This window comes from Cytobacillus sp. (assembly GCF_964223445.1).
Taxonomy (GTDB): domain Bacteria; phylum Bacillota; class Bacilli; order Bacillales; family Cytobacillaceae; genus Cytobacillus.
This window is the reverse complement of the sequence record NZ_CAXQGS010000072.1, coordinates 1-26,919: the sequence shown is the minus strand read 5'-3', so window position 1 is coordinate 26,919 and position 26,919 is coordinate 1. Positions and strand designations below refer to the sequence as shown.

The following is a 26,919-nucleotide window of genomic DNA, read 5'->3' as shown; positions in this document are numbered from 1 at the left end:
GCAAGGCTCCATACCAGATTCATTACGTACAGGAAGCCCAAAAGGTTGTCCGCGGAGGTCTGACTGCCAAGGTTCCCAATGCCGAGGATGTAAAAAAGATGATGCTTCTCAAAGCCATGGAGAAATCCGGTCTGCCTCTTGCTTTTGAGACGATTGTTGGAGCAGGCACCAAAAAAGATCATATCTATAACATTCCGCCCAAAAGATTAGGGTACCTATACGGTTATGCCCCTGCAATTAACGAAAAGGGGAAAGTAACGTATGGAGAAGTATATTTGATGTTAAAAGGCAGCAAGAAAATGATTGTCATTAAAAATGTCACTTCACAGGGAATAGGTGCCTGGATTCCGATTCAGGATCATGTGACGTTTGGGTTTCTTGTTTCGGAAAGGCCTAGATAATAAAAAAGCCAGCCTGACTATACAGGCTGGCTTAATCTTTTAGATATTCGAACGTCTTGTTTTAAAATCTGTTTCTTTATAGTAGCTGTTCTTTACAAGAACGTTAGGGCCAAGGCATCTAACCCCCGCACAATGACAGTTCAGAGAATCAGCGAGTTCAGTTCTGCTCCATTTTTGATAAATATCCTCAAGCTGATCGGTTTGGATATTTCCGAGCGGGGGTGTATCGCCAAAGTCAGTGACGATGACATCGCCGGTAAAAATATTTATATTTAGCCGTGATCTTCCGTCAGGGTCATTCCGGACGGTTACATTTTTAGAGGAATACAGTCTTCTTAGAAGCTCCAGGTCTTCTTTATTGCTGCTGCACGCATAAAAGGGCAGGGTGCCAAACAGCATCCATGTATTTTCATCCCGGATATCCAGGAGATGATGGATGGCTGATCTCATTTCTTCGAGAGTTAAAGTTTCTAATGATGAGGCGAAATCTGATGGGTACATCGGATGGACCTCATGGCGCTGACAATTCATTTCTTCTGTAATCTGTTTATGAATTTTTTCCAGATAAGGCAATGTCCGTTTGTTGAGCATCGTTTCAGCAGAAACCATCACCCCCGCTTTTACGAGTTCCCTGCTGTTTTCAATCATCCTGTAAAAAAGCCGCTGACGCTGCTCGATTGTCGGCTTTCGATCCATCATCGCAAAGCCGCCCTCAATAAAGTCCTCCTCAGTTCCCCAGTTATGAGAAATATGAAGGACATCCAAATATGGAATGATTTCTTCATAACGGGCTAACTCCAGTGTCAGATTAGAATTAATCTGTGTTCTGACCCCTCTTTCGTGCGCATAGCGAAGCAGCGGCGCAACATAATTTTTAACCGATTTTTTTGAAAGCATCGGCTCCCCGCCAGTAATGCTCAATGAGCTTAAATGAGGAATTTCATCCAGCCTCTTAAGCATCAAATTAATGGGCAGGGCATCGGGGTCCTTAGGCTGAAGTGTATAGCCGACAGCGCAGTGTTCGCAGCGCATATTACATAATACAGTTGTTGTGAATTCAATATTTGAAAGCACCAATTTTCCGTGCTGATCGATATCGGAATAAGCTTCCCATGGATCATTTTCCGGTGTGATAGGTGAAAGTTGTGTTTTCATATGTATCTCCTTTTAAATCTAAGTCCTTTGTCATTATTTAATCTTTCATATCCCTTGTCAATCGATAGTTTGTACTAAAAATGATATAAAAACGTTTAATTTCTCCTCCTGCGGGAATTAACTCAATAACAAACGCGAAACACTTTTTAACTTAAGAGGAGGATTTAACATGGAACAGAATAACACTTATAATACAGCAAACACAACAACTGCTTTGCGGTCAGATTATGGACAGGACATGAATTATGACCATGATAACGGACCAAACAGCAAGCTGATGAAAGGGATTGTCATTGGCGGTATTATTGGCGGTGCTTTAGCAATGCTGGATAGTACAACAAGAACAAAAGTAAAAACAAAAGCGATGGATCTAAAGGATTCTTCTGCAAATCTTATATCCGAAGTGAAAGAAAATCCTGGAGATGTAAAGGAAAATATGATTAACCAGTTTAAGAGTGCTTCCAATACTCTTAAAGAAGCCATAAAAGATGCCCAAAGTTTGTACCAGCGTGTCAACGAAGATGTTTTCGGCAACATGGATATGGTAAAAGAAGTTTCTAACGAAGCCATGTCAACAGCTAAGGAAGCAAAAAGCGAGCTTGCTGATATCGGCTCAAAAGTAAAGGAAGCAGGTTCAGAATTAATGGAAAGCCCTGTTGAAAACGGCGGAACTTCCTCTGGTTCAAACTACCAGGCAACAAGCTCAGTGAGCAGTTCAGACACTGCTTTTCCGGTAGAGCGTGGCGAAAGTGCAGTCACTTACAGTCCTGAGACTCAAAAGAACAGCAATAACCTATAATTAATAATATAAAATTTCCTCTGCTCTTATGAGTGGAGGATTTTTTATTGGTTCTGTTTCCTAATGATGGTTGTTTTATATATACACGGAGGGGGTAACCCTTAACTATAGGTATAGGACATTTTTTGGAGGTTACATTTATGGGTTATAGACGAGGGAAATCATTATCAAAGGATATGGAAAAACAATCTTACGAAAGAGAAACAGCTGTTGGAACTGCGGGGATGGTAGTCAGTCCTCATTCAGTTGCCACAGATATAGGTGAAAAAATACTGCGGGAGGGCGGCAATGCAGTAGATGCTGCAGCTGCTATCCAATTTGCTTTAAATGTAGTAGAACCAATGATGACAGGCATTGGCGGAAGCGGATTTTTAATGGTTTACGACAATAAAAAGAAAGATGTAAAAATATATGATGGCCACACAAGGGCGCCAAAAGGCGTGCATCCTGAGATGTTCCTCGATGGCAATGGAAAAGTGATCGACTTTCGCAAACGCTCTACTCATGGTACAGCAGTAGGGATTCCCGGTATCTTAAAAGCTTTTGATAGAGCTATTAAAGAACACGGTTCCAAGCCATTAGCCGATCTGATTCAGCCGGCAATAGATGCAGCAGAGAGCGGTGTGGAAGTGAACTGGGTGATGGAGGAAGCACTTCAGAACTTTCATTACAGGCTGGGTGAGGAAGCCAAAGCCTTTTATTTTCCGGAAGGCAAATCTTTAAAGGAAGGTGACAGACTGGTCAAGGATCATTTAGCGAAGACATTCCGGATCCTGCAAAAGGAAGGAATAGCCTCCTTTTATGAAGGAGAGATAGCCGAAGCCATCGTAGAAACGTTAAAAGAGGAAGGCGGCTTTATGACGCTTGAGGACCTGAAGAATTACCGTCTTACTATTGATGAACCGATATGGGGCGAATATAAAGGCTATAAGATTGCTTCGTCCGCTCCTCCGAGTGCAGGCGGTGTAACAGTCATTCAAATACTGAAAATGCTGGAGAGGTTTGATTTAAGCCAATATGACGCAAAGTCCTGGGAAAAGTATTATCTGATTACCGAAGCTATGCGTTTGGCTTTTGCGGACAAAGTTGCCTATTCAGGGGATCCAGAATTTTCTGATCTCCCTATAGAAGGACTGCTACATGATGATTATATTGCTGAAAGGGTAAAAGCCATTAATTTTAAAAGAAGAAATGATGCAATAGATTTTGGAAACCCCTGGAAATATCAAGCGGGCGAACCAAAGCAGATTATTCGTCAGCCTGATGACTTAGAGAAAAGTGAAACAACTCATTTCACGGTTGTCGACCAATGGGGCAATATTGCTGCATGTACATCAACCGTTGAGCATCCATTTGGGTCAGGGATTATGGTAAAGGGCTACGGATTTTTATTAAACAATGAGCTTACAGACTTTGATGCCAATCCTGGCGGAATTAATGAACCAGAACCCGACAAAAGGCCAGTCAGCTGTAAAAGCCCGACAATCATATTTAAGGATGACCAGCCCGTACTAACTCTTGGTTCACCAGGCGGACCGACCATTATTGGCTCAGTTTTTCAAACTATCGTAAATATCATTGATCATAAAATGAATTTGAAGGAAGCCATTGAAGAGCCCCGGATCTTTGCCACAACTGGCCCGCTTATTGAATGGGAGCCGGGAATAAGCATGGAATCCAAAGGCGAGATGGAATCAAGCGGATTTGAATTTGGCGATAAGCCAAGCCGGATCGGAAATGTTCAGGCCATTCAGATCGACCGGAAGAAAGGCCGTCTGTATGGCGCGGCTGACTCCAGCCGTGAAGGAAAGGCAGCCGGAATTACAGAGGAGCAATTAGAAAGCTGATGCCCGCCTGGCATCAGCTTTTCTTTGGGTCAATATTTGAAAGCGTGTTCATCTTGTTGCTTGAGCTGCTCCTTTTAATGACTGACATACTTCCGTCAGTCTCGAATACAACTGCCTCAACACCTTCCATTGAGGAATACCCATTGGAACGAATAGCCTGTATAATTTCTGATTTCAAAACCCTGTTTTTATTTAAGGCTGACTCTATGAATTGTCCTTGATAATAAAGCAGTTCAGGACTGGATTTAATGAATTCATTGAATTTGGATGAATGAAGAGAAAGCCAGGCTACTGTATACTGCATGCCAATTAATAGAACATATGCAGTCAGCCCCTCTGCAAGTGACACCTGTTTGTTAAGGAAAATAGTCGCCAGAGTAGACCCAAGGGCCACTGTTACCACTAAATCAAATGCATTCATTTTTGTTAAGGTCCGTTTTCCTGATATTCTCAGGAACAGAATCAGAAAAATATAGCTCATAGCTCCAATAGAAAGAACTCTCCATAAATCCTGCCAGCTGGAAAAAAGCATGAGTGCCTCCCTTCTATATGGTTCTTATTCCTTTTATAGGAAGGCAGTAAACGGACGATTAATGATTCTTTTATATTGCATGAAGCCAATAGAGGGTATATTAAGTAAAATACTTATTTGCTGAAATAACTAATTTCATGTAGGATGTAATCGAGACGAAAGGAGAGAACGTTTTGGGCAGTCCGATTCAAGATAAGAATTCACAGGTTACTTTTCTAAAACAGCGCTTAAATATGTTCCTGGATGTACTGGAAGCTATTGAGCCGGAAGACACCGAAATCGAAGACATCGACCGTCTTATTGCGATGATCGATGACCTCGAATCCAAATGCCGTGAATTTAATAACCGCGATTAAAATAGGAGCCTGATGGCTCTTTTTTTATGGAAATTGATTTGGAAATTTCCTCTTTCATCCTGTAAACGATTGCAACCTTTGTCTTTAAATACGCATCAGATAGGAGTATAATGGTAGACGATTAATAATTGTAATTTTCATAAAAGATATAAGCTATATAGGGAGCAAAGGGAAGGGGACTAAAGCAATGAATATCGACAAATTTCAGGAAAGCATGTATCAGCTGATTGTTGAGACATCCACTAATCTTCCGCGTGATGTGCGCCGTGCAATCAAATCAGCGAAAGAAAGAGAAAATGCTGGCACGAGAGCGGCGATGAGCTTAGATACCATTACGAATAATATTAAAATGGCTGATGATAATGTGTCGCCAATTTGCCAGGATACCGGATTGCCGACGTTCAAAATCAAGACGCCAGTCGGTGCTAACCAGCTGGTTATGAAGGAAGCGATCAAAAACGCAATCGCTCAGGCGACTAAGGACGGAAAGCTTCGCCCGAACTCTGTGGATTCCTTAACTGGCGCCAACAGCGGGGACAATCTTGGCTTTGGGACACCTGTCATTAAATTTGAACAATGGGAAAAGGATTATATTGACGCCCGCCTGATTCTTAAAGGCGGCGGCTGTGAAAATAAAAATATCCAATACAGTCTTCCCTGCGAACTTGAAGGCCTTGGCAGAGCTGGACGAGACCTTGATGGAATCCGCAAATGCATCATGCACTCTGTATACCAGGCGCAGGGACAGGGATGCAGTGCCGGCTTTATCGGTGTCGGCATCGGGGGAGACCGCTCTTCTGGCTATGACCTGGCGAAAGAGCAGCTGTTCCGTTCTGTAGATGATGTGAATCCTAATGAAGACCTCCGCAAACTCGAGGATTACGTGATGGAGAATGCAAATGAGTTAGGAATCGGAACAATGGGCTTCGGCGGGGAAACCACCCTTTTAGGCTGTAAAGTCGGTGTTATGAACCGTATTCCTGCAAGCTTCTTCGTATCTGTTGCCTATAATTGCTGGGCGTTCCGCCGCCTTGGCGCAGCAATCAGCATGGAAACAGGTGAAATTAATGAATGGATGTACCAGGAAGGCGAGCATATCGATTTTGGTGCTTCTGAAGCCGAACTTGAGACAGCGGCAGCAGCAGAATCAGCAGAGCAAACAAACATCGTGACATTGCAGGCACCGATCACTGAAGAACAGATACGCAATCTTAAGGTCGGTGATGTGGTTCAAATCAACGGCATGATGTACACGGGCCGTGACGCCATTCACCACCACTTGATGGACCATGATGCACCAGTTGATCTTAATGGGCAGGTTATTTACCACTGCGGCCCGGTCATGATGAAGGATGAAGACGGCAAGTGGCATGTAAAAGCTGCTGGACCGACTACAAGTATTCGTGAGGAGCCATATCAGGGCGATATCATGAAAAAGTTTGGCATTCGCGCTGTTATCGGTAAAGGCGGAATGGGTCCGAAAACCCTGGCAGCACTCCAGGAACATGGCGGTGTTTACTTAAATGCAATCGGCGGAGCAGCACAATATTATGCTGACTGCATCAAATCGGTTGAAGGCGTAGACCTCATGGAATTCGGTATTCCGGAAGCAATGTGGCACTTGAAGGTTGAAGGCTTTACTGCAGTTGTGACAATGGATTCCCATGGAAACAGTCTTCATAGGGATGTAGATAAATCTTCACTTGAGAAATTGGCTCAATTTAAAGAGCGTGTTTTCTAATAGATGAACGGGAGAGAGGCTGTTTGGCCTCTCTTTTTTGTGCATTTTTTTGCCAATGATCCCTGCGAATGTTTTTATTACATTCACAAACACTAAGAAAAAATATTGGAGGAGCTCAGATGAAAAAATTAAGTATCTTCCTGAGTGTTTTTATTTTGTTTTTTTCCGGGACAGCTTATGCGAATTATGGCAACTCGCCGGTTCACTGGGGATTCAAAAAAGCAAAAAATGAAGTGCCTGCCGAAGCAGGAAAGCCGCTCGACTCACTGCTTGAAAGACATGGTTCCTATTATAAAGGCGATACAAGAAAAAAAGACATTTATCTAACATTTGATAATGGATATGAAAACGGCTATACAGGGCAAATTTTAGATGTTCTGAAAAAGGAAGACGTTCCTGCTGCCTTTTTTGTAACAGGACATTATTTAAAAAGCGCACCCGATCTTGTAAAGAGGATGGCAGCTGAAGGGCATATCATAGGTAATCACTCCTGGCATCATCCTGATATGACAAGAGTGAGCGATGAAAAATTTATCAAAGAGCTTGAAATGGTCCGTGCTGAAAACGAAAAGCTTACAGGTGTTAAGCATATGTCTTACTTGCGTCCGCCTCGCGGCATTTTCAGCGAACGCACTTTGGCTTTGGCTAAGAAGGAGGGCTACACTCATGTCTTCTGGTCACTGGCCTTTGTCGATTGGAACACAGACCGTCAAAAGGGCTGGCAGTATTCTTACGACAATATTATGCGCCAGATCCATCCAGGCTGTATCCTTCTTTTGCACACTGTTTCAAAGGACAATGCCGATGCTCTCCAAAAAGCCATACAGGATCTGAAAAAACGCGGATATACCTTTAAGAGCCTTGATGACCTGACATGGGAACAGGCAATTGGGGAGAGGATGCTGTACTGATTTTTCAAAGCCGGTATATCAACAAGTGACCGATAAATCGGATAGTTAACCGATAAACTTTCAAAAGTGACCGATATATTTGGAAACAGACCGATAAACAGAAAAACCTGACCGATAAAATGAAATTCTGACCGTTAACTATAGGAAATTTTTATTCTTCAAAGACCCGGGGATGCCCATTCTTCGGGTTTCTTCCTATTTTTACAGCCTATTTAGTAAAACTTCCTTAAAAAATGCTATAATCGGGGAAAATGATAAAGGACGGATTCTCTTTTGGAAAAGATTCAGGTAGAAGGACCTTATAATTTTGATCTGGTACTGGACAGGCTTTCGAATGATCCTCTTAATCAGGTGGATATAGAAAATCGGTCTGTGAAAGTGCCAATGCTGCTCAGCAATCAGCCGGTTGTGGCAGAAGTAAAAGCATTCGGAACGACTGATAATCCGGAATTTTTAATAACCGGAACGGAGGGCCCTCTTAAAGAAAAAGCAGCTGACCGCATATCGGAAATTTTTCAATGGCATCTGCCGCTTGAGAGAATTCACAAACATTTTCAAAACACGGAATTACAGCCAATTTTCGATGCTCATTATGGTACTCCGATTGTCCTCGACTTTGATCCATATAACTGTATATTAAAATGCATTATTCACCAGCAGCTTAATCTTGCTTTTGCCCACACATTAACAGAACGGTTTGTAAAAGCATTTGGATTTGAAAAGGACGGTGTGTGGTTTTATCCGCTCCCTGAAAAAGTGGCAGGTCTTAAGGTGGATGACCTCAGGGAATTGCAGTTCAGCGGAGGGAAGGCTGAATATGTCATTGGCATCGCAAAAGAAACGGCTGCGGGAAAATTAAACTTTGACGAGCTTAAAAACCTTTCAGATGAAGAAATTTATGATAAACTTATCAAATTGCGCGGTGTCGGTCCCTGGACTGTTCAGAACTTCTTGATGTTCGGGCTTGGCCGGCCAAATCTTTTTCCAGCAGCAGATATAGGCATCCAGAATGCCTTAAAGAAATTATATAAATTAGAAGCGAAACCGACTCGGGAGGAAATGGAGACATTTTCGAAGAACTGGGATCCTTATTTAAGCTATGCTTCTCTTTATTTGTGGAGAAGTATCGAGTAATTTGGAGTGTGATGGAGCACCATGAAACAAGAACAAACAGCTAAATTAAAACTTAAGCAAACTTTTCCGCTGACAATCAAAAGGCTTGGCATCAATGGCGAAGGTGTCGGTTATTTTAAAAGGCAGGTCGTCTTTGTTCCGGGAGCGCTGCCCGGCGAGGAAATCACAGCTGAAGCAACAAAGGTAAATCCGAAGTTTGCTGAGGCGAAAATAAAGAAAATCCGCAAAAAGTCGGAATTTCGTGTTCAGCCGCCATGCCCGGTATATCATGAGTGCGGGGGCTGCCAGCTGCAGCATCTCCGCTATGATCAGCAGCTGAAGGAGAAACGGGATATCATCATTCAGGCTTTAGAGCGCCATACAAAGCTGAATCCTGAGAAGCTGGATATCAAAGAAACCATTGGAATGGAAGATCCGTGGAGCTACAGAAATAAAAGCCAGTTCCAGGTTGGCCAAAAAGACGGGAAGGTGCTTGCCGGATTATATGGCATGAATTCGCACCGCCTGATTAATATTGAGCACTGTGCGGTACAGCATCCGCAAACAACAAAGGCGACTGAAGCAGTGAAACGGATTCTCCAGGATTTGAGAATCCCAATCTATAATGAAAGAAGCCGAAAAGGCATCGTAAGGACAATCGTTGCCAGGGTGGGAATCCAGACAGGAGAGCTTCAGATTGTACTGATCACAACTCAAAAAGAGCTTCCAAAGAAAGAGATCATTATAGAAAAAATCAAAACCGAGCTACCTGAAGTAAAATCAATCATCCAAAATGTGAATGGTGAAAAAACCTCCCTTATTTTTGGACAGGAAACCATGAATCTGGACGGAAGCGACTTTATCCAGGAAACACTTGGAGATCTTCAGTTTGAACTATCAGCCAGGACATTTTTCCAGCTGAACCCTGAACAGACAGTGAAGCTTTATAATGAAGTCAAAAGAGCAGCGGCTTTGACCGGCAAAGAAAAAGTAGCTGACGCATACTGCGGCGTCGGAACGATTGGACTATGGGTAGCCGATCAGGCAGCCGAAATCCGCGGCATGGATATCATCAGAGAATCCATTGAGGACGCTAAGAAAAATGCTGTACGGCATGGAATTAAACATTCCCAATACGTGGTTGGCAAAGCAGAAGAATGGCTTCGGAAATGGACAAAAGAAGGATGGCGTCCGGATGTTATCATCGTCGATCCGCCAAGAACAGGGCTGGACCAGCAGCTGTTAAAAACTATTTTAAAAGTCCAGCCGAAGAAAGTGGTTTATGTCTCATGTAACCCATCTACATTGTCAAAGGATATTTCAGTCTTGAGCTCCAAATATAAAGTAAATGGCATACAGCCTGTGGACATGTTTCCCCAGACGGCGCATGTAGAGTGCATTTCACAGTTAGTTTTAAAAAATGATTGAGGGGGATTATAACCCCTCAACCTGTGCAAATTTGTAGTAAATCTTAACGTCTTTATTTTCAGTTACTTCAATCTTTTCAACAAAACGTAATAACATCTCAGTTGTTAGAGTATTGAAGTTTAAAAACGCTTTTAGTTGTTCCAAGATAGCAGAGATTTTAATAGCTGCTTTTTTACTATCAATGGCGCTTATAATCTCTGCCTTTTCTATTTCTAATTGTTGTAACTTTTCCTGTACTGTATTTACAAAGTCATCATAGTCCTGCTTTGAAATATCATCGGCAATATATTTCTGTAAAGCATTGTGCTTTAACTCCATTTGCTTTTGGATTTTTTTCTCAATGGACTGTAATCTTGACTCATTCTGTTTTGCTGTGGCTCTTACTTTTTTCTTAATCTTGCTTTCTAAGTTAGGGTGTTCTAAGTCATCAGCCATCTTTTTTAAATCATCGAGGATTATTTCTTTTAACAGTTGCTCTTTAATTACATGACTAGAACAGGCTTTCTTACCATGTTTGGCATAAGAGCCACAAATATAACCCTTTCGATTTATTCTATAGTGCATGGATTTACCACAGTCAGAACAATAAGCGATATTGGTAAAGAGATGTTTTTGCTTTCTAGTACCACCCCGACCTCTTTTAGCTTTTTGCTCTAGTAGGCTTTGTACTTGTTCAAACACATCTCTTGGTATGATAGGCTCGTGAGCGTCAGAAATGGTTATCCATTCGCTTTTGTCGTTTACTTTACGTGTCTTATTAGTCACGTTCATTGTGGTCTCTCTGCCCTGTACAAGGTCTCCTACATAGTGGGGGTTCTTTAATATCTTTTTAACAGTAGAACCCTGCCAATAAAGACCTGAATTGGCTTTTCCTATAACCTGTGAAGGTGTTGGAATATCGTTATTAGTTAGATATCTAGCTATTTTGTCATGTCCCCAACCTTCAAGGTATTTTTCAAAGATGTCCTTAACTACACTAACGGTATAATCATCTCTAATTATTAGCTTTTTGTCTTTCAGTCCATATCCGTATGGGGGAACACTACCCAAGAATTTTCCACTTTTATACTTCATGTGAAATACAGACTTAATACGGTCGCTTATACGTTGACTTTCACTTTCATAAATCCAAGCATAAAGACCGAACATAGCTTGTTTTGAAAAGTCTTGTGTATCAACTTTACCATCTAAAGTGATTAAGCGAACTCCTTTAGTGTCGGCAACTCGCTTTAGTTGATAAAGTAACTCTACATTACGACCTAATCTACTTAATTCCTTTGCTACAATGACATCAAATTCCCTGTTTTCAGCGTCTTGTATGAGTCTTTTTAACCCCTCACGATTGTCAGTAGTTCCTGTTTGAATATCCGTGTAGAAGTCATATAGGTCATGTTGATTTTCAGTAATATAGTCTAAAATCATATGCCTTTGGTTTTCAGGTGACTCTTTTTGACCCTCATTGTTAGTTGAAACACGAATGTATCCCGCTATTTTCATTATTGTCGCCCTCCATTATTAATGGCGACTATATCTACTTGTCTATCATTGTAAGCGGCAGCCACCAGTTTTTCAATTTCTTTTTCTAATTGGCTAATGATTAAAGATTTAAAGTCTTGTGTCCCTTTATACACTCTTTGAATGTTCATTGTTATCTCTCCTTTCGCCCTAGCAATCGTTCTATGGGTTGAAAGAGTTGCGATAAATTTTTTTAATGCATTATAATTTTAATAACAATCTATTGAGGTGATTATATTGAGAAGTAAGAAAGAAATGATGGACTTAGGAATGAATTTTGCTCTTAATTGTGAAAAAATTAGACTCTTTACTCTTGAGGGTTCACTAACAAATACAAATATTCCGAAGGACGAATTTCAAGATTATGATTTTAGTTATTTTGTTACAGATATGGATTATTTCAAAAAAAGTGACGATTGGTTAAGTTCTTTTGGTGAAAGGATAATTATGCAAAAACCAGAAGCAATGGAATTGTATCCTCCAGAACTAGGTAATTGGTACTCGTATCTAATGATTTTTGAAGACGGTACGAAAATTGACCTAACACTTATTCCACTTAATGAATATGAAGACTATTTCAAAAATAGCGATGGACTAGTTGAAGTGTTATTGGATAAAGATAATCTAATTCAAAATTCAGTTATTCCGACAGATAGCATGTACCACATTCAAAAACCAAGCGAACAATCATTTGATGACTGTTGTAATGAGTTTTGGATGACATCTACATATGTTGTAAAAGGTCTTGCGAGAAGGGAAATTCTCTTTGCTATTGATATCATGAATAATGCATTTCGTCCAAGTTTGCACACCATGTTGCGTTGGAAAGTTGGAATGGAAACAGGTTTTTCTTTAAGCATAGGAAAATCTGATAAGTTCTTGAAAGAATATATTTCTGAAGACATGTGGAATAAAGTTTTATCTACTTACGATATGGGCTCTTATAAAAAAATGTGGGAAGCACTTAATACTAGTATTGAATTATTTAGAGAAACATCCCACTTTATTGCAGAAACATTTGGTTTTAAATATCCTAATTATGATGAAAAAGTGAGCATGTACATAGAAAGTATACGTAAAAAATATACTCAATTTTAATTGGTGCACTTCCCCTCCGCTACGCTACGGTCAAGGTGCACAGGTCACTCACTACGTTCGTGCCCTAATTATTTTATCTATATGAAAAATAAAATAGTCTTTATTATTAGGGGAGCGGAGCGACCCTGTTAATTATTGGTGTGTATCCACGTAGCAAAGCGGAGGGATACACACAAGTTTAACCTATTACCTTTATCCTTCTAAGAATTAAGAGTCTATGTTAAAAAGAAAAACCTAGAACCCCTTGTGGCTCTAGGTCAAATAAACGTTTTTACATAGTTTAATAGGGGCGGTTTTTCCTGTATAGAATGCCTAATACAGTCGGTTTTCCTCGTACGTACAGAACCCTGTTTTATAGGGTTATTCATTTTTAAAATGTTCCTCAAACATTCCCCTTAAACAGCTTGTATAGTCGTCCTGTCCGTCACTATCCTTTCTATACATTAGGTCAGGATGTACATAATACATTAAACTACCACGACTTTCAGTAGTCATAATCAACCCTTCTTTTGCCAGGCTCTTTACAATTTTAGTAAGTTCATCAGGGTCGTGGTTAATAGCTTTAGCTAAATCACTTCTGTTCATTTTCCTGATGACACTAAAGTCCTCTTCGTTAGGGTTATGACAAAGAAAGCATTTTTCAAAGTGGAAATAGGGCAAAATCTTATAAAGAAAACCTAATTGATTTAGTGGTAACCTATCAACAATCGTACTTAACCGCCCTTTAAGTAGCTTTGTAAAGGGCTTATTTAATAGTTTACCCATACAATGGAAGTTTTCATTAATGTAAAAGACTTTGGAACGTCCTTCTTTTATTGGAATTAGTATAGAAAGGTATTCAAGCCTTTTTACTATTTGTTTTGTCTGCGTTGCTCCCCTACCTAGTATTGTTTGTAGGTCTTTTTGATTTAAGAGTTTACCTTCTCTAGATAGCTTTCCTTTCCCATTTTGCTTTAAATAGTGAAGAAGTTTCATAACCGCTCCACCTTCGATTAATGATAGATGTTGCGTAACCTCTTTGATAGGGTCAAGATAACATGCTACAAAAGGAATAACTTTATTATTCCTATAAGCGGTTTTTCTTTGTCTTTCCTCCCTTTCCCTTTTACCTTCTTCTGTCAAATAAGTCGCTACGTTAACCGTCTCACCTGTAATTGTGTTTATCATTGGAATACTCATTTCAAAAACCTCCTGTGATTGTCGAAGTCCTTTTAGTAATCGTTGCATGAGTCCTAGTTGTTGCATAAAAAAACCCACCGAAAGGGTGGGAGATTAGATTTCTATACCATCAGGTAAAGCGTCCATTATATCCTCATCTGTATAGCCTTTATCTTTCAGGTAATCTACTAAAGAACTGATTAGAACTAAATAAGGATAGCCTGAATATCTCCTATCCTCATATGGTTTAGAAATGGCGGTCAGTTGTTGTAGTTGTATCTTTGTCTTAACCCCCTCGACAGTGAAAACAATCCTAAACTTCTCAAGAACTCTCGCAGCTTGTTCAAGGGTAAGAGTATGAGATAAATTTTTTATAGTCATTTAACCTCACCACCTTTTAAAAAGTTCTCTAGTTCTTCCTGAACAACTCTGATAGACCCACCAACTTTTTTAGTTGGAATTTCTCCGCTTTTAGCAAGTGCATAGACTTTACATTTTGATAGTTTGAGTAGTTCAGCGACTTCGCTTACGGTTAGAATTTTCATAATAATTCACCTTCCTAGTTTTATTTCTTCAATATCAATATAAGAAAGAAATAAAAAAATCTAACAAAGTACGTAAAACGGAATATATTTTCCTAATTCTGATAAAATTAGCCTTGATAAGGTCAGTTGTACGTCATAAGAAAATATATTTTAGGCGTTGGGGCAGGGCGAATGTAGGTATTTTATAAAGAAGAATGAAGGTATCTAAGCATATTTCTTTATAGATACTAGCGGAACAAAAAAGGATAGTTGGAAAAAAATGAATAGAAGAGAAAAGGGACACCTATTTTAAAGGTTTTAACTGAGATAGTGAGGGGATGACGTACAGAACAAGTTTGTAAAAATTTGGTGCGGAGGGAACAAGGGTTACGGTTATTGATTAGAAAATAACCAATTCATTCGGTAGTGGGTATGGTTATAAAGGTGAGTTTGATGTCTTTTAGTTCTAAAATTAAATGGAGCGGTTCATGTTTACCGCCCCACAGGTTAAGTAGTATAGTCACCAATATTGTTTTTTTTGTCTGTTAAAAGTACACAACACACGCGGTCTTCTGGAATGGAGTCGACGAATTCGTAGACTGTTCCTTTTTCCCCATAGAATTCCCTGACGATCCGGCCGTCCTCATAGAGATGAAACTTTCCGCCCTGATTCTGGCTGCCGATGCCATGCTCATCTATAACATCAACAGTCAGGATCTCTCTGCCGCTCAGGGTGGCGAATTCCTCCGGGCTGATTTCGTTACTGTTTAGCTCTGCAAAAGCTTTCAATGCTCTTAACTGATAGTGGATGGTCTTTCTTTCGTAGGTACTCTGCCAGATAGCCCAGATGGAATAAGCACCAGGCGGCAGAATCTGACCCAGGGCCGTTACGCCGAGTTCTTTAAAGAATTCCGGAGAACGCCTGGAATTTCCTGCTTTATGCCTGATCCCTTCTAAAAGCTCTCCATAGATTGGACTGGATTGAAGCTGCTTGACGGAATATCCGGAAATGCTAAGATTTCCACTCTGAAAGAGGCTGGAAATTTCATTGATGTATGTCTTCATCAGATGAAGATCCTGCTCAATTGGATCAAGAGCCAGTGTTTGCTGGCTGTCAAAGGTCATAAGATGATCAACCGTATTTCTCCGGTGAAGTTCCGCTCTCCTTACATGTGCCGAAAACTCCCCATCCTGCAGGTGAGGGAGACTGACAATATCAGAAACTTTCTGTAATACCGCATTGGTCTCTTCCGTTAGGCTATTAGTGATAAATTCTGTTTTCACCAGGCCCTGTGCCGCTTCTCCATCCAAAAAGTTCTGACGGATGAATCCATTGCTTGCCGGCTCGAGCATCTGAAGGGAAGAAGCTATTCTTTTTAAAGTATTTTGATAGTCTGCAAGAAAACCTTCAAAAAATAAGAGAAAAGGGGAATGACATTCCTGGAAGAAAGCCTGAATAGCGGCTGCTCCCTCTCCTCGAAAGGAGTCCTCAAGCGAGGTAATACCTTCTACATCACGCGCAATGTTTCTTATCTGCTCTTCTAAGGAGTGCAGACTGGGTTGAAGCTCCTTCAATCGGCTATGCAACTCACTCGCATCTAATACCTTCAGTATAAATCGCCTCCTGCCATTCGACAACTGGAATAGAGGCGCTTCAGAGAGCTCCTCACTAGAATTTTCCATAATCTATACTTTACACTAAAGATTAGAGTAATTTTATTACGAATAGGATTATTTTTACACTTTTGTATAAAACAGTAATATATACCCATCGACAGAATGACTAAAATAAGGAAAATGTATCATTATTACATTATTTCCCTGTGATATAGTAAAATGGATTCTTTTTTCCGGTTTAATAATATGAAAATGGCAGTATATAGAGGTGAATATTCATGTCTTTAGGATATTACTACAGTTTATTGGCGAAGAAACAAAGTGATCAGCAGAGACTGCTGGCCTGTGAGGGAGAGCTCCAAGGAAAACAGCAGGAGTTTAACCACTATCGGCATACCGTCACAAAGCCTGATCTTTCCCCTTTTACCTGGCAGGGAAAGCTGGCAGATGAATTTGAGGATATCCGGTTTGAACAAATGCTTACGAGTTACACTGACCTTGAATCAAATCAGTTTCATGAAGTGTTTTCAGCCATAAGCCGGAAGCAGCAGCAGATCCAGCAGGAAATCGATTCTATCAAACAAACGATCGCTTCCCTGGAAGCACAGCTTGCAGCAGAGAGGTCGAAGAAATAATGAGGAGGTACTGAGAATGGATACTGAGATTAAGCTAAGGATAAGCGAAATAGAACAGGCACTCTCTAAACTTCAAGCCTCCGCTAACGGGCTCCAGCCATTCCTTCCATCCACTATTGGGGAGAATAATGTCCTTGATTTCATCAATAAATTGAATGTTTTAAATAGGCAGCTTCAGCAGGTGACAGAGACGTATAAATCTGTATTGCTGCAAAACGAAGAAACAACGCGACAATCCGTGCAATTTTTAGATGAATCGGATCGGCTGCTTTCCAGGGGTATACAGAGCGGTGCACAAAAAAGAATGCCTTAGCACAGCTGCCGTGTGATAGTTCAACAACCCTTTTTCATAAAATAAGAGGCTTCACACAAGTATTGCTCAACTTATGGGAAGTCTCTTTTTATACCCTCAATGCTGCCAAAATATCAGGATTCTACAGTCACCTCCCCTCTTTCAAATCTCCATTAAAAAACCCTTATCAAAAAACGAAAATAAATAATAATTTATAGAGCTGATGTATTTTGTTATTCTAGTAAATATGCATATTGGGCAGCTTAGGAGTGGATTTTAACCGTGAACAAGAAAGACATCGCACAGATTCGGAAACAATTTAAGTTAAATAATGACTTACTAAAGATCTCAGATATTTTTAATGTCTATATTATGAAGGAATCAAGCGAGATTTATCATTATGAGAGCCAGCCCTTTGAAATGCTGGACCAGGATCAGCAGGAGCTGTTTATGGATAACTTCAAAAAGCTGCTGGGCGGCCAATTGGATGAAAAGCTCTTTGAATTAAAGTTTCAGCGGGATGCCGAAAACAGCAGTCAGCTCATCCTGCATCAAGGATTGCTAAGCAGTGATGCTGAAGGCTGGATGGATCAAATGCTTCAGATAGTCGGCAAAATGCTGGGAATCCGGCAATATGAAAAGGATATTGTCGTTACGTTCATTCGCGGGGAATATCTTAAGCCAATGAAACGCCGCAATGCAGAAGCCGAGGAAAGTGAAAGGGATGCCGTATATTCTCATCCCTTTATTCTCTGCAGCATAAATAACACGCAGGAACCGAAGAAAGAACTGCTTTTTGACTATGTAGAAAAGGAATTTAAATATCATTTTACTGTTGATCCGATTATCAACCTCAAAGCACCAATTTCAGGGTTCCTATTTCCTTGCTTCACCGATCATGCTGCTGATGTCAATCATGTCTTGTATTCAGCAGGCAAGGTCCATGAGCCCGACCACCTGTTCATAGAGGACGTTTTAAACGGGGAAGAAACGATGACGGCGCAGGATGATAAAATCGTTTTTGAGGAAATTATTAAAGACGTAACAGGAGATCAGCTAAGCACATCAACACTTTCCAGCGTATATGAAGAGATTAACCGGATGATCGTGGAAAACGAAGAGGATGAACCGCCGAAGCTGGATTCCAAAGACGTAGAACGTGTTTTAAAGGTGAGCGGTCTCGAAGATATTAACTCAGAAAAGGTCCAATCTGCTTATCAAAAAATCATCGATGATGACAAATATGAAATAAAGGCAAGCAGCGTCCTGCCCAAATACAATTCAAAATCAATAAAAATCAGCACGAAGGCAGCCAACATATCCATCTGCCCGCAAGACCTGAGATATGTCAAACAAGTCCATTTTGATGGCAAGCGTTACCTGATGATCGAGGTGGAAGAAGATACCGTGATTGAAGGCTTCACCATGATTCCCGAAACATTTGGCGGGGGTTCGGATAAAGAATAAATAAAAAAAGGAATTCCCGAATAGGAATTCCTTTTTTGTTTGAGTTATAGCAGTTTAGGGATCACAGGGACAAGATACCTGTCCATATGTCCTGATGGATGATGCTTTAAAACTTTGGGTTCAACGCTTTAAATTACATCATGCCGCCCCTAAGGTGAGAGTGTGTAATATTTTTAACATGGTTTTGAAAGGTGCGATATCTCAAGGTTTTTCTATATTTTGTCTATAACATCTTTAACGATATATTACTATTTCTGCTGGATTGCGTTAGCAAAATGTAGCATTCTATAAGCGTTATTACTAAGGTAATTGAATTCTAGAGTTTAGTTTTTATTAGTAAATTTTTCACGAGTTAATTTGGGAATAAATAAAGATAAAAAGAAAGACCGAAATAAACTAAATACGACAAAGGCGATCCATAATCCATGGTTTTTATAATGAGGTACAAACACCCAAAGCGCAATTAAAAAGACAATCAATGCTAAACCAATGGAATCCCGGATAGATTTTGCTTCAGTAGCACCAGAAAAAATTCCTTCTAGCTGCAAACCCCAGAAACCAAGGATGGGAAACACAAGCATCCATACAAGGAAGTCTTCTGACATAGCTTTTACTTCTGTTATTGTCGTAAATGAGGCGATTATACTTTCTCCGAAAATAAGTAAACTTAAACTCAAAAGTATGGCCGAGCCTAATCCCCATTGAGCGGAAAGAGTATACGCACGCTTATAAAGAAACAAATTTACCCCACCTATAGCTCTGCCGACCAATATACTAGAAGCATTTGCGAAACCGCCAAATAAATAAGCTATTATATAGTGAATTTGTAGTAAGATGGCATTGGCTGCTAAAGTAACTTCGCCCATACTTGCACCTATAGAAGTAAAAATTATGGTCATTGTGAGCAAACATACAGTCCTCAGGAATAAATCTCGGTTCATTTTCATCATTTTTAGAATTGGTTCAGTTTCTAGCAGCATTGATAACTTTATATTGGCTAATTTCTCTCTATTGGTCAAATAAAGAAGCCATGCTCCTAACACAACAGCACTAACCTCAGCTATAAGAGTAGCATAAGCAACGCCCTTAACTCCCAACCCTAACCCTAAAACAAAAACAAGGTCTAATATAATGTTTAAGGCATTCATCCATATTTGAGTAGCCAAAGCTAAGCGAACCTTCCCCATTCCAATAAGCCAACCAATAATCACGTAGCTAAGCAGAATAAACGGTGCTCCCCAAATTCGAACAGAAAAATAGGTGGAAGCAAAGAATGATACCGCTTCACTTCCTCCAATTAATGATAAGGCAATGTCCAAAATGGGACCCTGTAAAATGATAAAAAACAAGCCAAACAAAATAGCTAAAATCATTGGCCTAAGTAAGGATAATACCATTTCATTTTGATTATTTGCTCCTTCTGCCTGAGCTGTAAATCCACTTGTACTCACTCGCAGGAATCCAAGCAGCCAATACATTGTATTAAATATAACGGCCCCAACAGCAACTCCACCTATTGAAGCCGGGTTGGGAATCCTTCCAACCACTGCAGTATCAACAGCCCCTAAAATTGGTGTTGAAATGCCTGATATAATGAGTGGAATGGCCAACACTAAATATTCCCTGTGGCTACAGGATGTTGTAGTGTTATTTAAGACCATTGAATCTGTTGCCAATCTCATAAATTCCTCCTACTTTATCCATAACTTAATCAATTGAAGTTGCTTGAATTTGGAATTTCTACAATCTTCTTACACCATGAGCAAATTTTAATCAATTTTAAACGTTAACAATATTTATATCTCGATTTTTTGGAGCGCATCCATAAGATCCGAAGATTTTCTATCCCATCATAAAATATTCCTGCTAAAAGAACACCTATACATCCTAACCAAACGAGTAGTGAGATAATTAATAACCTAGTAGCTTAAGTATAATTTCTTTCAAAATGTAGAAAAAGACAGGTTTCCCTGTCCTTATCCATTAATCTTATCCATCCTCTTTCATCTAAAAATAGATCTTCATCTCGTGGAATACATCTGCTTATTGCTTCGAGGATATAATGACGGAAATTTCGTTTAGGATATTTTGGAGCAGTCTTTAGTATCAAACTTTATGTTTTATTTATTGACTTCACGAAGCTTATACTCTGTTTATGTTAACCCAGTTTGCCCGTTGTAAGTGTACGAAAGCGTGGATGTTCTGCAAGGATGGAGTCTCTTAATCGTTTAACTATAGGGTGTTTTGATGAAAAAAATTGTTCTTTTGAATCGTAAAGCTCGATCAATTCCCCTTTTTCAAGCACACCAATTTTATCAGAAATTGAAAAGGCTGCTTTAATATCATGTGTAATAAAAAGATAAGATAAGCCGAAGTCATCTTTTAATTCGCTTAATAGTTCTAAAATTAAGCTTTGTGTAACCATATCTAAACTACTAACTGATTCGTCTAGAACGATTAACTTCGGTTTAAGAGCGATTGCTCTAGCAATATTTATCCTTTGCAATTGTCCTCCGCTAAATTGGTGCGGGTATTTTTTTAGATCCTTTTCGCTTAATCCTACTCTTTCTAATAGCTCACTAACTGTTCTTCTTAGTTCCCTTTTGGTTAGTTTCCTATAGTTTTCCAACGGCTCGCTGATAATACGTTCAGCTGTCATTCGGGGATTAACAGCTGAGTATGAGTCCTGAAATACAACTTGGAGGTCGCGTCGTATTTTATGTTGGGTAGCTTTATCCGCCTTATAAATGTCATACCCTTGAAACAAAACCTGGCCTTGCTGTGGACGCTGAATCCCGAGAATTACTTTCCCTAAGGTACTTTTACCGGCTCCGCTGGTTCCAATTAAACCTAAACATGTTCCCTCTTCAATAGCAAAGGAAATATCATTAAGCACTTTTTGTGATTGATCTTTTCCTATAAAAAGCTTCTTAGAATTAAAGCTAAGACTTACTTGTTTTACCTGTAGCAAGCTCAATGGTTTCACCCCTTGGAAGATTCAATGGGCCTATCATAACATATAGGTATAGGACTGTTTCTGAGAATATAAGCTCGGTCTTGTCCTCAGCAACCTCTTCGTGTACTCATGATGTGGATTATCAAATAATTCTAACACATTCGCTGCTTCCACTATTCTCCCTTGCTGCATAACGATTACATCATCCGCCATTTCCGAAATAACGCCAAGATCATGAGAAATGAGTAGAATAGATGTTCCATATTCAGAACGAATTTTATCTAATAGACGGAGTACTAATGATTGGCTATGAAGATCTAGTGCTGTAGTTGGCTCATCCGCGATTATAACGGAAGGGTTTAAGCATGCAGCCATTGCAATCATCACTCGTTGAAGCATACCTCCACTTAATTCAAAAGGATAGTTTTTTAATAATTTATCAGAATCTGGCAAATTTATACTTTGCATTACATCAATCGCAAGCTCTTTTGCTTGCTTTTTCTTTAATGTGGTATGAGATCTGATGGTTTCAACAAATTGATGACCAATCGTAAAAACTGGTGTAAAAGCATTCATTGGATTTTGCATAATAAAAGCAATATCCTTCCCTCGAATTTTCCGCATTTCTTTGTTTTCGAGACCATTCAATTCCCTGCCTTGTAGGGTAATACTCCCTCTAATATCCATTTTCTTATCATGCAGCTGCAGGATAGACATACTTGTAACCGTTTTACCACTGCCGCTTTCCCCAACAAGCCCAAGTATCTTTCCTTTTTTAATTCCAAAATTTATGTCCTGAACAAGTGTGGAAAAACCTTTTTCGGTTGCTACTTGCACATGTAAGTCTTTAACATTTAAAATGTCTCGCTCATTTACATCCATTATTCAACAGTCCTTTTTCATTAGCGGCGTTTAACCCCAAAACGTTCTGATAGTGATTCACCTAATAAATTAAAGGTCACAACGACTAGCATGATCATTAAACCCGGATAAATCATTAATGCTGGATTCGTTCTGATATATGATTTCCCTTCATGAATCATCGCCCCCCACTCTGGAGAAGGGGGTTGTACACCTAAGCCTAAGAAGGACATGGATGATAAATTCATAATCGCCCAACCCATTTCTAATGTTCCCATTACCGCTAGGGATGGAAGAACGTTAGGAATAATATGTTTCTTCATGATAATCCATGTAGAAGAACCACTGATTATAGCTGCAGTAATATAGTTCTGTTCCTTCAGGCTTAGAACCATTCCTCGAATTACCCTTGCGTAATAAACCCATTGTACGAGGATTAATCCTAAAATAACTTGTTTAAGGCCCGCTCCCCAAATTCCAACAAATCCAAGAACAAACAAAAGGCTTGGAATCGCCATCAGGCCATCACCAATTCTCATTAACAATTGATCAACCCAACCACCTATATACCCAGATATGATACCAATTAATAAACCCATACTTAAAGCTGAAATAAAAATTAGGAAAGCAAATCCCAGCGAAATTCTTGTCCCAAATAGGATACGTGAAAACATACATCGACCTAAATGGTCTGTTCCTAATGGGTAATCCAAAGAAGGTGGCTGTAGTTTATGAGTTAAATTGATAGCGATAGGGTCGTTAGGTGCCAGCCACGGAGCGAATATTGAGATCATAAGTAATATGCACAGTATTAGGAAACATGTGATGATCATTTTTTGACTTTTTAATATATCACGAAACATTGCTATCATTGATACTGCCTTCCTTTTCTGTAAATACGAGGGTCTATATACATTTGGATAAGGTCCACAATTAAGTTACTTATAAGGAATATTCCTGCTGCTAATACCACATAGCCCTGGATAACAGGAACATCACGGTTAAAAATAGCCTCGATAAAATACCGCCCAAACCCTGGCCACGAAAAGACTGCCTCAACAATAATAGCTCCAGTCAATAAGTTTCCTAAATTCATTCCAAGACCAGTAATCATAGGAGAAATGGCAATTCTTAATACATGCTTTCCCATTATGATTTTTTCATGAATACCTCTCGTCCGCGCAAAAAGTACATAAGACTCTTGTGAATTTTCAAGAACGCTTGTACGTAACAGGCGAGTATATAAAGCTATTAAAGGGAAAGCCAATGTGACTGAAGGTAAAATTAAATGTTTCCAAGTTCCCGTACCCTCTACTGGGAAAAGGTCTAGTTTTACAGAAAAGAAAAAAATGAATAAATATCCAAGCCAAAATGCTGGGATCGATGCCCCTATAAAAGAGAGGAATCGACTAAAATGATCTATTCCACTATTCTTCTTTATACCTGCTAAAAACCCCAAAGGGACACTCACTAAAATTGCAATCAATAGACTGCCTAATGTTAGCTGAATAGTTGCTGGCATTCGCGAAGAAATCTCTTCCCATACTGGTTTATTCGTAACATAAGATATGCCAAAATCAAGTTGGCATATCTTAATAAGGGCGTTCACATATTGGATTAGAAGAGGTTGATCTAATCCGAACTCATGTCTTTTTTGATCCAGCATCTCGTCTGTCGCTTGGATATGTGCTGCAGAGAAGTATGCCTCTGCTGGATCCACTGGGGATAGGTTAATCATTCCAAATGTTAGCAGAGTGGCAATAAGAAAAATTGGAACGATGGTGATTATACGTTTCAAGACATAAGTACCCATGAAAACCTCTCCTGTCGCTTACTCGTTTACGCTAATCCCTGTAAATGGATGTTCATCTCGGTTACCAGGGAATCTAAAATCAGCAACATCCCTTTGATAAATTGCTATTTTCTTAATATACGAAATAGGTACAATGGCACTTTGCTCTTGTAATGAGCCTAAAATTGCCGTGTAAAGTTGTTGACGCTCGTTTTCATCCGTTGTTTGTTGAACTTCAGCTATTTGGTTCATTAACTCTTCTTTGTTAGGATAGGATGAAATCGCTTCTCTAAATCCAAATCCTTCTGTGGCCATCATGTTTACGAAAGTATGCGGATCATATGGAGCACCAAAGTTACTATAGAAATTCATATCAAACTCATTAGCTTTGAATCTTTCCACTTGAGTGGTAAGCTCAACTCCGGCAATATTTAGTTTTACACCTAAACCCGCCCACTCAGACTGTAATGTTTCAGCCATTGTTTTTTGGATTACTTCAGCAGAGTTATACATTAATTCAATTTCAAGTGGTTTCCCGTCTTTTTCACGTACATTTTTACCTTCTGGCAAAATCCAGCCTGCTTCATCTAATAATTGTTTCGCTTTTTCTACATTATATTCAACCGTGGTCGTATCAACATTTGAAGTGTAAGGTAAGTTTGTTGGCAAGATATAGTCAGCCTTCTCTTCCAAGCCAGATGTCACACCTTCAACCATTGCTTGTTTGTTAAATCCATAATGTAATGCTTGACGAACACGTACATCTGAAAGCTGTTCTTTATTCGTATTCATAACCAGCTGTCTAGTAGCAACTGGTTCAGAGATGCTTGTTTCATAGGAACCAGTAGATTCTAATTGCTTGAAAGAATCTATACTGATAACACCCTCACCATAAACAAGGTCTAAGTCCCCTTTTTCGAAAGCAAGGACGCGTGTTTCAGCATCAGGAATGACTTTAACTTTAATTTTCTCTACACTTGGCAGTTCTCCCCAATAATTTTCATTCCGTTTAAAAACAGCAAATTCATCTACTTTATATTCATCTAACACCCATGGACCCGTACCTACAGGTTGTTCTACACCCTTTAAAGTGTCACCATCTTCAGGGAAACCAGCTTCTCCTAGAAAACGGACTGGACGTACAACTGCTAATTCCTGAATAGTGGGATAATATGGCTCTTTTAATGTTAATTTGAATGTATATTCATCTATGACATCTGTTTGATCAATCTTTGGAATAAATCCTAACCAACCATGCATGTCTGTATTCTTTAGTATTGCATCAAAGTTCTTTTTCACAATGTCAGCATTAAAATTTGTGCCATCAGAAAATTTAACATCTTGGCGTAGGTTAAATACATATTCTTTCCCATCTTCAGAAATCTTCCAAGACTCTGCTAAATGCGGCTTTAACTCTCCTCCATCCTGGTAGCTAACTAAAGGTTCATATACCATGGATTGAGCAAATAACTGAGATGGATTGTAAACATGAGGATTTATTTCACCTATATCTCTAGGCCAAGCAAAAGTAATCATATTATTACTTTTGCCTGATGAATCTGAATTTTCTACCGATTCGCTTGAACAGCCGAGTAAAGCTATAGATAAAATAAGAATAATTACAGACATAACTAAAAACCGTTTTTTATTTATTCGGTTTGACATAAATATGCTCCTCTCACGTTGATAATGATAACTATTATCAATATTAGAGTTGAATCATCTTAATGTCAATCTAATTTCAAGTTATCACAAAGTATTAGGGGACATGCAGGTTCATTGTCCCAAAAGTTTTTTCGTGTTAATTAGCGTCGAGTGAAAAATAAAAAAACTTCCCAGTAATTCGAGAATTACTGGGAAGCCTCCATTATGTTAACAAATGTTATTCAGTCACTCTTACCTTACCAACAAATCCTTATAAATCAAGGGTTGAGGGCAGATTACATCATGCCGCCCATTCCACCCATGCCGCCCATGTCAGGCATTGCAGGGCCAGCATTTTCTTCCGGCTTGTCAGCAACTACTGCTTCAGTAGTTAAGAACATAGCTGCAACAGATCCAGCGTTTTGAAGAGCTGAACGAGTTACTTTAGTTGGGTCAACGATACCAGCTTCGATCATGTTTACCCACTCGCCAGTAGCAGCGTTGAAGCCTGTTCCAACTGCTTCGCGCTTTAAGCGGTCAACAATTACAGAACCTTCAAGGCCTGCATTGTGTGCAATTGTGCGTACAGGCTCTTCCATCGCACGCAATACGATGTTGATTCCTGTAGCTTCATCGCCATCTGCCTGGATAGCAGCCACTTTGTTGTATACGTTTAGAAGGGCAACTCCACCACCGGAAACGATGCCTTCTTCTACAGCAGCACGTGTAGAGTTAAGGGCGTCTTCGATGCGAAGCTTGCGCTCTTTCAATTCAGTTTCAGTAGCAGCACCAACTTTAACCACGGCCACACCGCCAGCTAGCTTAGCCAAGCGCTCTTGTAATTTCTCGCGGTCAAATTCAGAAGTAGTTTCTTCCATTTGAGTGCGGATCTGGTTCACACGGCCGCCGATTTGCGCGCTGTCTCCAGCACCTTCAACGATCGTAGTGTTTTCTTTTGAAACAACCACTTTAGAAGCGCGTCCTAAAGAGTCGATTGTAGCAGATTTAAGGTCACGGCCTAACTCTTCAGTGATTACTTCACCGCCAGTCAGAATCGCGATATCTTCAAGCATAGCT

General features: G+C 39.8%; 27 protein-coding genes. 12 read left to right on the top strand and 15 right to left on the bottom strand.

Annotated elements, in window-relative coordinates:
• A partial coding sequence (locus ACEQ1T_RS13490; protein ID WP_370223340.1) for a YfkD family protein occupies positions 1–401 on the top strand: 401 nt, incomplete at its 5' end.
• A 39-nt stretch (positions 402–440) separates the two neighbouring features.
• Here the strand turns inward: ACEQ1T_RS13490 and yfkAB are convergent.
• Positions 441–1,556 (bottom strand): radical SAM/CxCxxxxC motif protein YfkAB, encoded by a 1,116-nt coding sequence (yfkAB, locus tag ACEQ1T_RS13485; protein WP_370223339.1) that lies wholly within the window; start codon positions 1,554–1,556, stop codon positions 441–443.
• A 169-nt stretch (positions 1,557–1,725) separates the two neighbouring features.
• Here yfkAB and ACEQ1T_RS13480 point away from each other — a divergent pair, with 169 nt between their 5' ends.
• Together ACEQ1T_RS13480 and ggt are read left to right on the top strand one after the other, a co-directional pair.
• Positions 1,726–2,355, top strand: coding sequence for a YtxH domain-containing protein (locus ACEQ1T_RS13480; RefSeq protein ID WP_206842390.1), 630 nt, complete (start codon positions 1,726–1,728; stop codon positions 2,353–2,355).
• A 140-nt stretch (positions 2,356–2,495) separates the two neighbouring features.
• Entirely contained in the window at positions 2,496–4,202 is a 1,707-nt protein-coding gene (gene ggt, locus ACEQ1T_RS13475) for a gamma-glutamyltransferase (protein ID WP_370223337.1), read from the top strand.
• A 13-nt stretch (positions 4,203–4,215) separates the two neighbouring features.
• Here the strand turns inward: ggt and ACEQ1T_RS13470 are convergent, their stop codons facing one another.
• Positions 4,216–4,734: a DUF421 domain-containing protein gene (locus tag ACEQ1T_RS13470; RefSeq protein WP_370223335.1), complete on the bottom strand. Its 519-nt coding sequence runs from the start codon at positions 4,732–4,734 to the stop codon at positions 4,216–4,218.
• Between the two features lie 173 nt (positions 4,735–4,907).
• On the opposite strand from ACEQ1T_RS13470, the gene ACEQ1T_RS13465 reads away from it, so the two are divergent.
• The 5 genes from ACEQ1T_RS13465 (at position 4,908) to rlmD (ending at position 10,283) form a co-directional block, all read left to right on the top strand.
• Positions 4,908–5,090 (top strand): SE1561 family protein, encoded by a 183-nt coding sequence (locus tag ACEQ1T_RS13465; RefSeq protein WP_009335760.1) that lies wholly within the window; start codon positions 4,908–4,910, stop codon positions 5,088–5,090.
• 187 nt (positions 5,091–5,277) lie between these two features.
• Positions 5,278–6,831 carry a fumarate hydratase gene (locus ACEQ1T_RS13460; RefSeq protein ID WP_370223333.1) on the top strand — a complete coding sequence of 518 codons (1,554 nt, stop codon included), beginning with the start codon at positions 5,278–5,280 and terminating at the stop codon, positions 6,829–6,831.
• A 119-nt stretch (positions 6,832–6,950) separates the two neighbouring features.
• Positions 6,951–7,742, top strand: coding sequence for a delta-lactam-biosynthetic de-N-acetylase (pdaA, locus tag ACEQ1T_RS13455; protein ID WP_370223331.1), 792 nt, complete (start codon positions 6,951–6,953; stop codon positions 7,740–7,742).
• Positions 7,743–8,015: 273 nt separating this feature from the next.
• Entirely contained in the window at positions 8,016–8,876 is an 861-nt protein-coding gene (locus tag ACEQ1T_RS13450; protein WP_370223330.1) for a DNA-3-methyladenine glycosylase, read from the top strand.
• A 21-nt stretch (positions 8,877–8,897) separates the two neighbouring features.
• Positions 8,898–10,283: a 23S rRNA (uracil(1939)-C(5))-methyltransferase RlmD gene (gene rlmD, locus ACEQ1T_RS13445; RefSeq protein WP_370223328.1), complete on the top strand. Its 1,386-nt coding sequence runs from the start codon at positions 8,898–8,900 to the stop codon at positions 10,281–10,283.
• Positions 10,284–10,289: 6 nt separating this feature from the next.
• Here the strand turns inward: rlmD and ACEQ1T_RS13440 are convergent, their stop codons facing one another.
• A complete protein-coding gene (locus ACEQ1T_RS13440; protein WP_040047648.1) occupies positions 10,290–11,780 on the bottom strand; it encodes a recombinase family protein in 1,491 nt (496 codons plus the stop codon).
• Positions 11,780–11,929, bottom strand: coding sequence for a hypothetical protein (locus tag ACEQ1T_RS13435; protein ID WP_009790649.1), 150 nt, complete (start codon positions 11,927–11,929; stop codon positions 11,780–11,782). The genes ACEQ1T_RS13440 and ACEQ1T_RS13435 overlap by 1 nt, the downstream gene beginning before the upstream one ends.
• 106 nt (positions 11,930–12,035) lie before the next feature.
• Here ACEQ1T_RS13435 and ant(6) point away from each other — a divergent pair, with 106 nt between their 5' ends.
• Entirely contained in the window at positions 12,036–12,896 is an 861-nt protein-coding gene (gene ant(6) / locus ACEQ1T_RS13430; RefSeq protein ID WP_035400726.1) for an aminoglycoside 6-adenylyltransferase, read from the top strand.
• Positions 12,897–13,256: 360 nt separating this feature from the next.
• Here the strand turns inward: ant(6) and ACEQ1T_RS13425 are convergent, their stop codons facing one another.
• The 4 genes from ACEQ1T_RS13425 to ACEQ1T_RS13410 form a co-directional block, all read right to left on the bottom strand.
• Positions 13,257–14,075: a hypothetical protein gene (locus ACEQ1T_RS13425; RefSeq protein ID WP_035400728.1), complete on the bottom strand. Its 819-nt coding sequence runs from the start codon at positions 14,073–14,075 to the stop codon at positions 13,257–13,259.
• A 93-nt stretch (positions 14,076–14,168) separates the two neighbouring features.
• Positions 14,169–14,435, bottom strand: a complete 267-nt coding sequence (locus ACEQ1T_RS13420; RefSeq protein ID WP_009790652.1) for a hypothetical protein — start codon at positions 14,433–14,435, stop codon at positions 14,169–14,171.
• Positions 14,432–14,599 carry a helix-turn-helix domain-containing protein gene (locus ACEQ1T_RS13415; protein WP_009790653.1) on the bottom strand — a complete coding sequence of 56 codons (168 nt, stop codon included), beginning with the start codon at positions 14,597–14,599 and terminating at the stop codon, positions 14,432–14,434. The genes ACEQ1T_RS13420 and ACEQ1T_RS13415 overlap by 4 nt, the downstream gene beginning before the upstream one ends.
• 486 nt (positions 14,600–15,085) lie before the next feature.
• Positions 15,086–16,261, bottom strand: a complete 1,176-nt coding sequence (locus ACEQ1T_RS13410) for a ribonuclease YeeF family protein (protein WP_370223326.1) — start codon at positions 16,259–16,261, stop codon at positions 15,086–15,088.
• 212 nt (positions 16,262–16,473) lie between these two features.
• Here ACEQ1T_RS13410 and ACEQ1T_RS13405 point away from each other — a divergent pair, with 212 nt between their 5' ends.
• The 3 genes from ACEQ1T_RS13405 (at position 16,474) to ACEQ1T_RS13395 (ending at position 18,589) form a co-directional block, all read left to right on the top strand.
• Positions 16,474–16,830 carry a DUF5082 family protein gene (locus ACEQ1T_RS13405; RefSeq protein ID WP_206845941.1) on the top strand — a complete coding sequence of 119 codons (357 nt, stop codon included), beginning with the start codon at positions 16,474–16,476 and terminating at the stop codon, positions 16,828–16,830.
• A 16-nt stretch (positions 16,831–16,846) separates the two neighbouring features.
• Positions 16,847–17,143, top strand: coding sequence for a YwqI/YxiC family protein (locus ACEQ1T_RS13400; RefSeq protein WP_206845939.1), 297 nt, complete (start codon positions 16,847–16,849; stop codon positions 17,141–17,143).
• Between the two features lie 261 nt (positions 17,144–17,404).
• The gene (locus ACEQ1T_RS13395; RefSeq protein WP_370223324.1) at positions 17,405–18,589 is read left to right on the top strand and encodes a DUF4317 domain-containing protein; all 1,185 of its coding nucleotides are present in this window, start codon (positions 17,405–17,407) and stop codon (positions 18,587–18,589) included.
• A 323-nt stretch (positions 18,590–18,912) separates the two neighbouring features.
• Here the strand turns inward: ACEQ1T_RS13395 and ACEQ1T_RS13390 are convergent, their stop codons facing one another.
• From ACEQ1T_RS13390 to ACEQ1T_RS13360, 7 genes are all read right to left on the bottom strand, one after another.
• Positions 18,913–20,271 carry an MATE family efflux transporter gene (locus tag ACEQ1T_RS13390; protein WP_370223322.1) on the bottom strand — a complete coding sequence of 453 codons (1,359 nt, stop codon included), beginning with the start codon at positions 20,269–20,271 and terminating at the stop codon, positions 18,913–18,915.
• A 476-nt stretch (positions 20,272–20,747) separates the two neighbouring features.
• Positions 20,748–21,566 (bottom strand): nickel import ATP-binding protein NikE, encoded by an 819-nt coding sequence (nikE, locus tag ACEQ1T_RS13385; RefSeq protein ID WP_370223320.1) that lies wholly within the window; start codon positions 21,564–21,566, stop codon positions 20,748–20,750.
• A 33-nt stretch (positions 21,567–21,599) separates the two neighbouring features.
• The gene (locus tag ACEQ1T_RS13380; RefSeq protein WP_370223318.1) at positions 21,600–22,427 is read right to left on the bottom strand and encodes an ABC transporter ATP-binding protein; all 828 of its coding nucleotides are present in this window, start codon (positions 22,425–22,427) and stop codon (positions 21,600–21,602) included.
• Positions 22,428–22,447: 20 nt separating this feature from the next.
• The gene (gene nikC / locus ACEQ1T_RS13375; RefSeq protein ID WP_370223317.1) at positions 22,448–23,278 is read right to left on the bottom strand and encodes a nickel ABC transporter permease subunit NikC; all 831 of its coding nucleotides are present in this window, start codon (positions 23,276–23,278) and stop codon (positions 22,448–22,450) included.
• The gene (gene nikB / locus ACEQ1T_RS13370; protein WP_370223316.1) at positions 23,275–24,219 is read right to left on the bottom strand and encodes a nickel ABC transporter permease subunit NikB; all 945 of its coding nucleotides are present in this window, start codon (positions 24,217–24,219) and stop codon (positions 23,275–23,277) included. Before nikB ends, nikC begins: the two co-directional genes overlap by 4 nt.
• A gap of 18 nt (positions 24,220–24,237) precedes the next feature.
• Positions 24,238–25,863 carry a nickel ABC transporter substrate-binding protein gene (nikA, locus tag ACEQ1T_RS13365; protein ID WP_370223315.1) on the bottom strand — a complete coding sequence of 542 codons (1,626 nt, stop codon included), beginning with the start codon at positions 25,861–25,863 and terminating at the stop codon, positions 24,238–24,240.
• 275 nt (positions 25,864–26,138) lie between these two features.
• On the bottom strand, positions 26,139–26,919 hold a 781-nt coding region (locus ACEQ1T_RS13360), incomplete at its 5' end, for a TCP-1/cpn60 chaperonin family protein (RefSeq protein ID WP_370223313.1).

Excerpts from the sequence above, each read along its gene's own strand:
- ACEQ1T_RS13420 (WP_009790652.1), bottom strand. The coding sequence starts at position 14,435 with ATGACTATAAAAAATTTATCTCATACTCTTACCCTTGAACAAGCTGCG.
- ACEQ1T_RS13440 (WP_040047648.1), bottom strand. The coding sequence starts at position 11,780 with ATGAAAATAGCGGGATACATTCGTGTTTCAACTAACAATGAGGGTCAA.
- ACEQ1T_RS13410 (WP_370223326.1), bottom strand. The coding sequence starts at position 16,261 with ATGGAAAATTCTAGTGAGGAGCTCTCTGAAGCGCCTCTATTCCAGTTG.
- yfkAB (WP_370223339.1), bottom strand. The coding sequence starts at position 1,556 with ATGAAAACACAACTTTCACCTATCACACCGGAAAATGATCCATGGGAA.
- ACEQ1T_RS13405 (WP_206845941.1), top strand. The coding sequence starts at position 16,474 with ATGTCTTTAGGATATTACTACAGTTTATTGGCGAAGAAACAAAGTGAT.
- pdaA (WP_370223331.1), top strand. The coding sequence starts at position 6,951 with ATGAAAAAATTAAGTATCTTCCTGAGTGTTTTTATTTTGTTTTTTTCC.
- nikB (WP_370223316.1), bottom strand. The coding sequence starts at position 24,219 with ATGGGTACTTATGTCTTGAAACGTATAATCACCATCGTTCCAATTTTT.
- ACEQ1T_RS13380 (WP_370223318.1), bottom strand. The coding sequence starts at position 22,427 with ATGGATGTAAATGAGCGAGACATTTTAAATGTTAAAGACTTACATGTG.
- ACEQ1T_RS13425 (WP_035400728.1), bottom strand. The coding sequence starts at position 14,075 with ATGAGTATTCCAATGATAAACACAATTACAGGTGAGACGGTTAACGTA.
- ACEQ1T_RS13480 (WP_206842390.1), top strand. The coding sequence starts at position 1,726 with ATGGAACAGAATAACACTTATAATACAGCAAACACAACAACTGCTTTG.
- rlmD (WP_370223328.1), top strand. The coding sequence starts at position 8,898 with ATGAAACAAGAACAAACAGCTAAATTAAAACTTAAGCAAACTTTTCCG.
- ACEQ1T_RS13470 (WP_370223335.1), bottom strand. The coding sequence starts at position 4,734 with ATGCTTTTTTCCAGCTGGCAGGATTTATGGAGAGTTCTTTCTATTGGA.
- ACEQ1T_RS13390 (WP_370223322.1), bottom strand. The coding sequence starts at position 20,271 with ATGAGATTGGCAACAGATTCAATGGTCTTAAATAACACTACAACATCC.
- ACEQ1T_RS13400 (WP_206845939.1), top strand. The coding sequence starts at position 16,847 with ATGGATACTGAGATTAAGCTAAGGATAAGCGAAATAGAACAGGCACTC.
- ggt (WP_370223337.1), top strand. The coding sequence starts at position 2,496 with ATGGGTTATAGACGAGGGAAATCATTATCAAAGGATATGGAAAAACAA.
- nikC (WP_370223317.1), bottom strand. The coding sequence starts at position 23,278 with ATGATAGCAATGTTTCGTGATATATTAAAAAGTCAAAAAATGATCATC.
- ACEQ1T_RS13415 (WP_009790653.1), bottom strand. The coding sequence starts at position 14,599 with ATGAAAATTCTAACCGTAAGCGAAGTCGCTGAACTACTCAAACTATCA.
- nikA (WP_370223315.1), bottom strand. The coding sequence starts at position 25,863 with ATGTCAAACCGAATAAATAAAAAACGGTTTTTAGTTATGTCTGTAATT.
- ACEQ1T_RS13435 (WP_009790649.1), bottom strand. The coding sequence starts at position 11,929 with ATGAACATTCAAAGAGTGTATAAAGGGACACAAGACTTTAAATCTTTA.
- ACEQ1T_RS13460 (WP_370223333.1), top strand. The coding sequence starts at position 5,278 with ATGAATATCGACAAATTTCAGGAAAGCATGTATCAGCTGATTGTTGAG.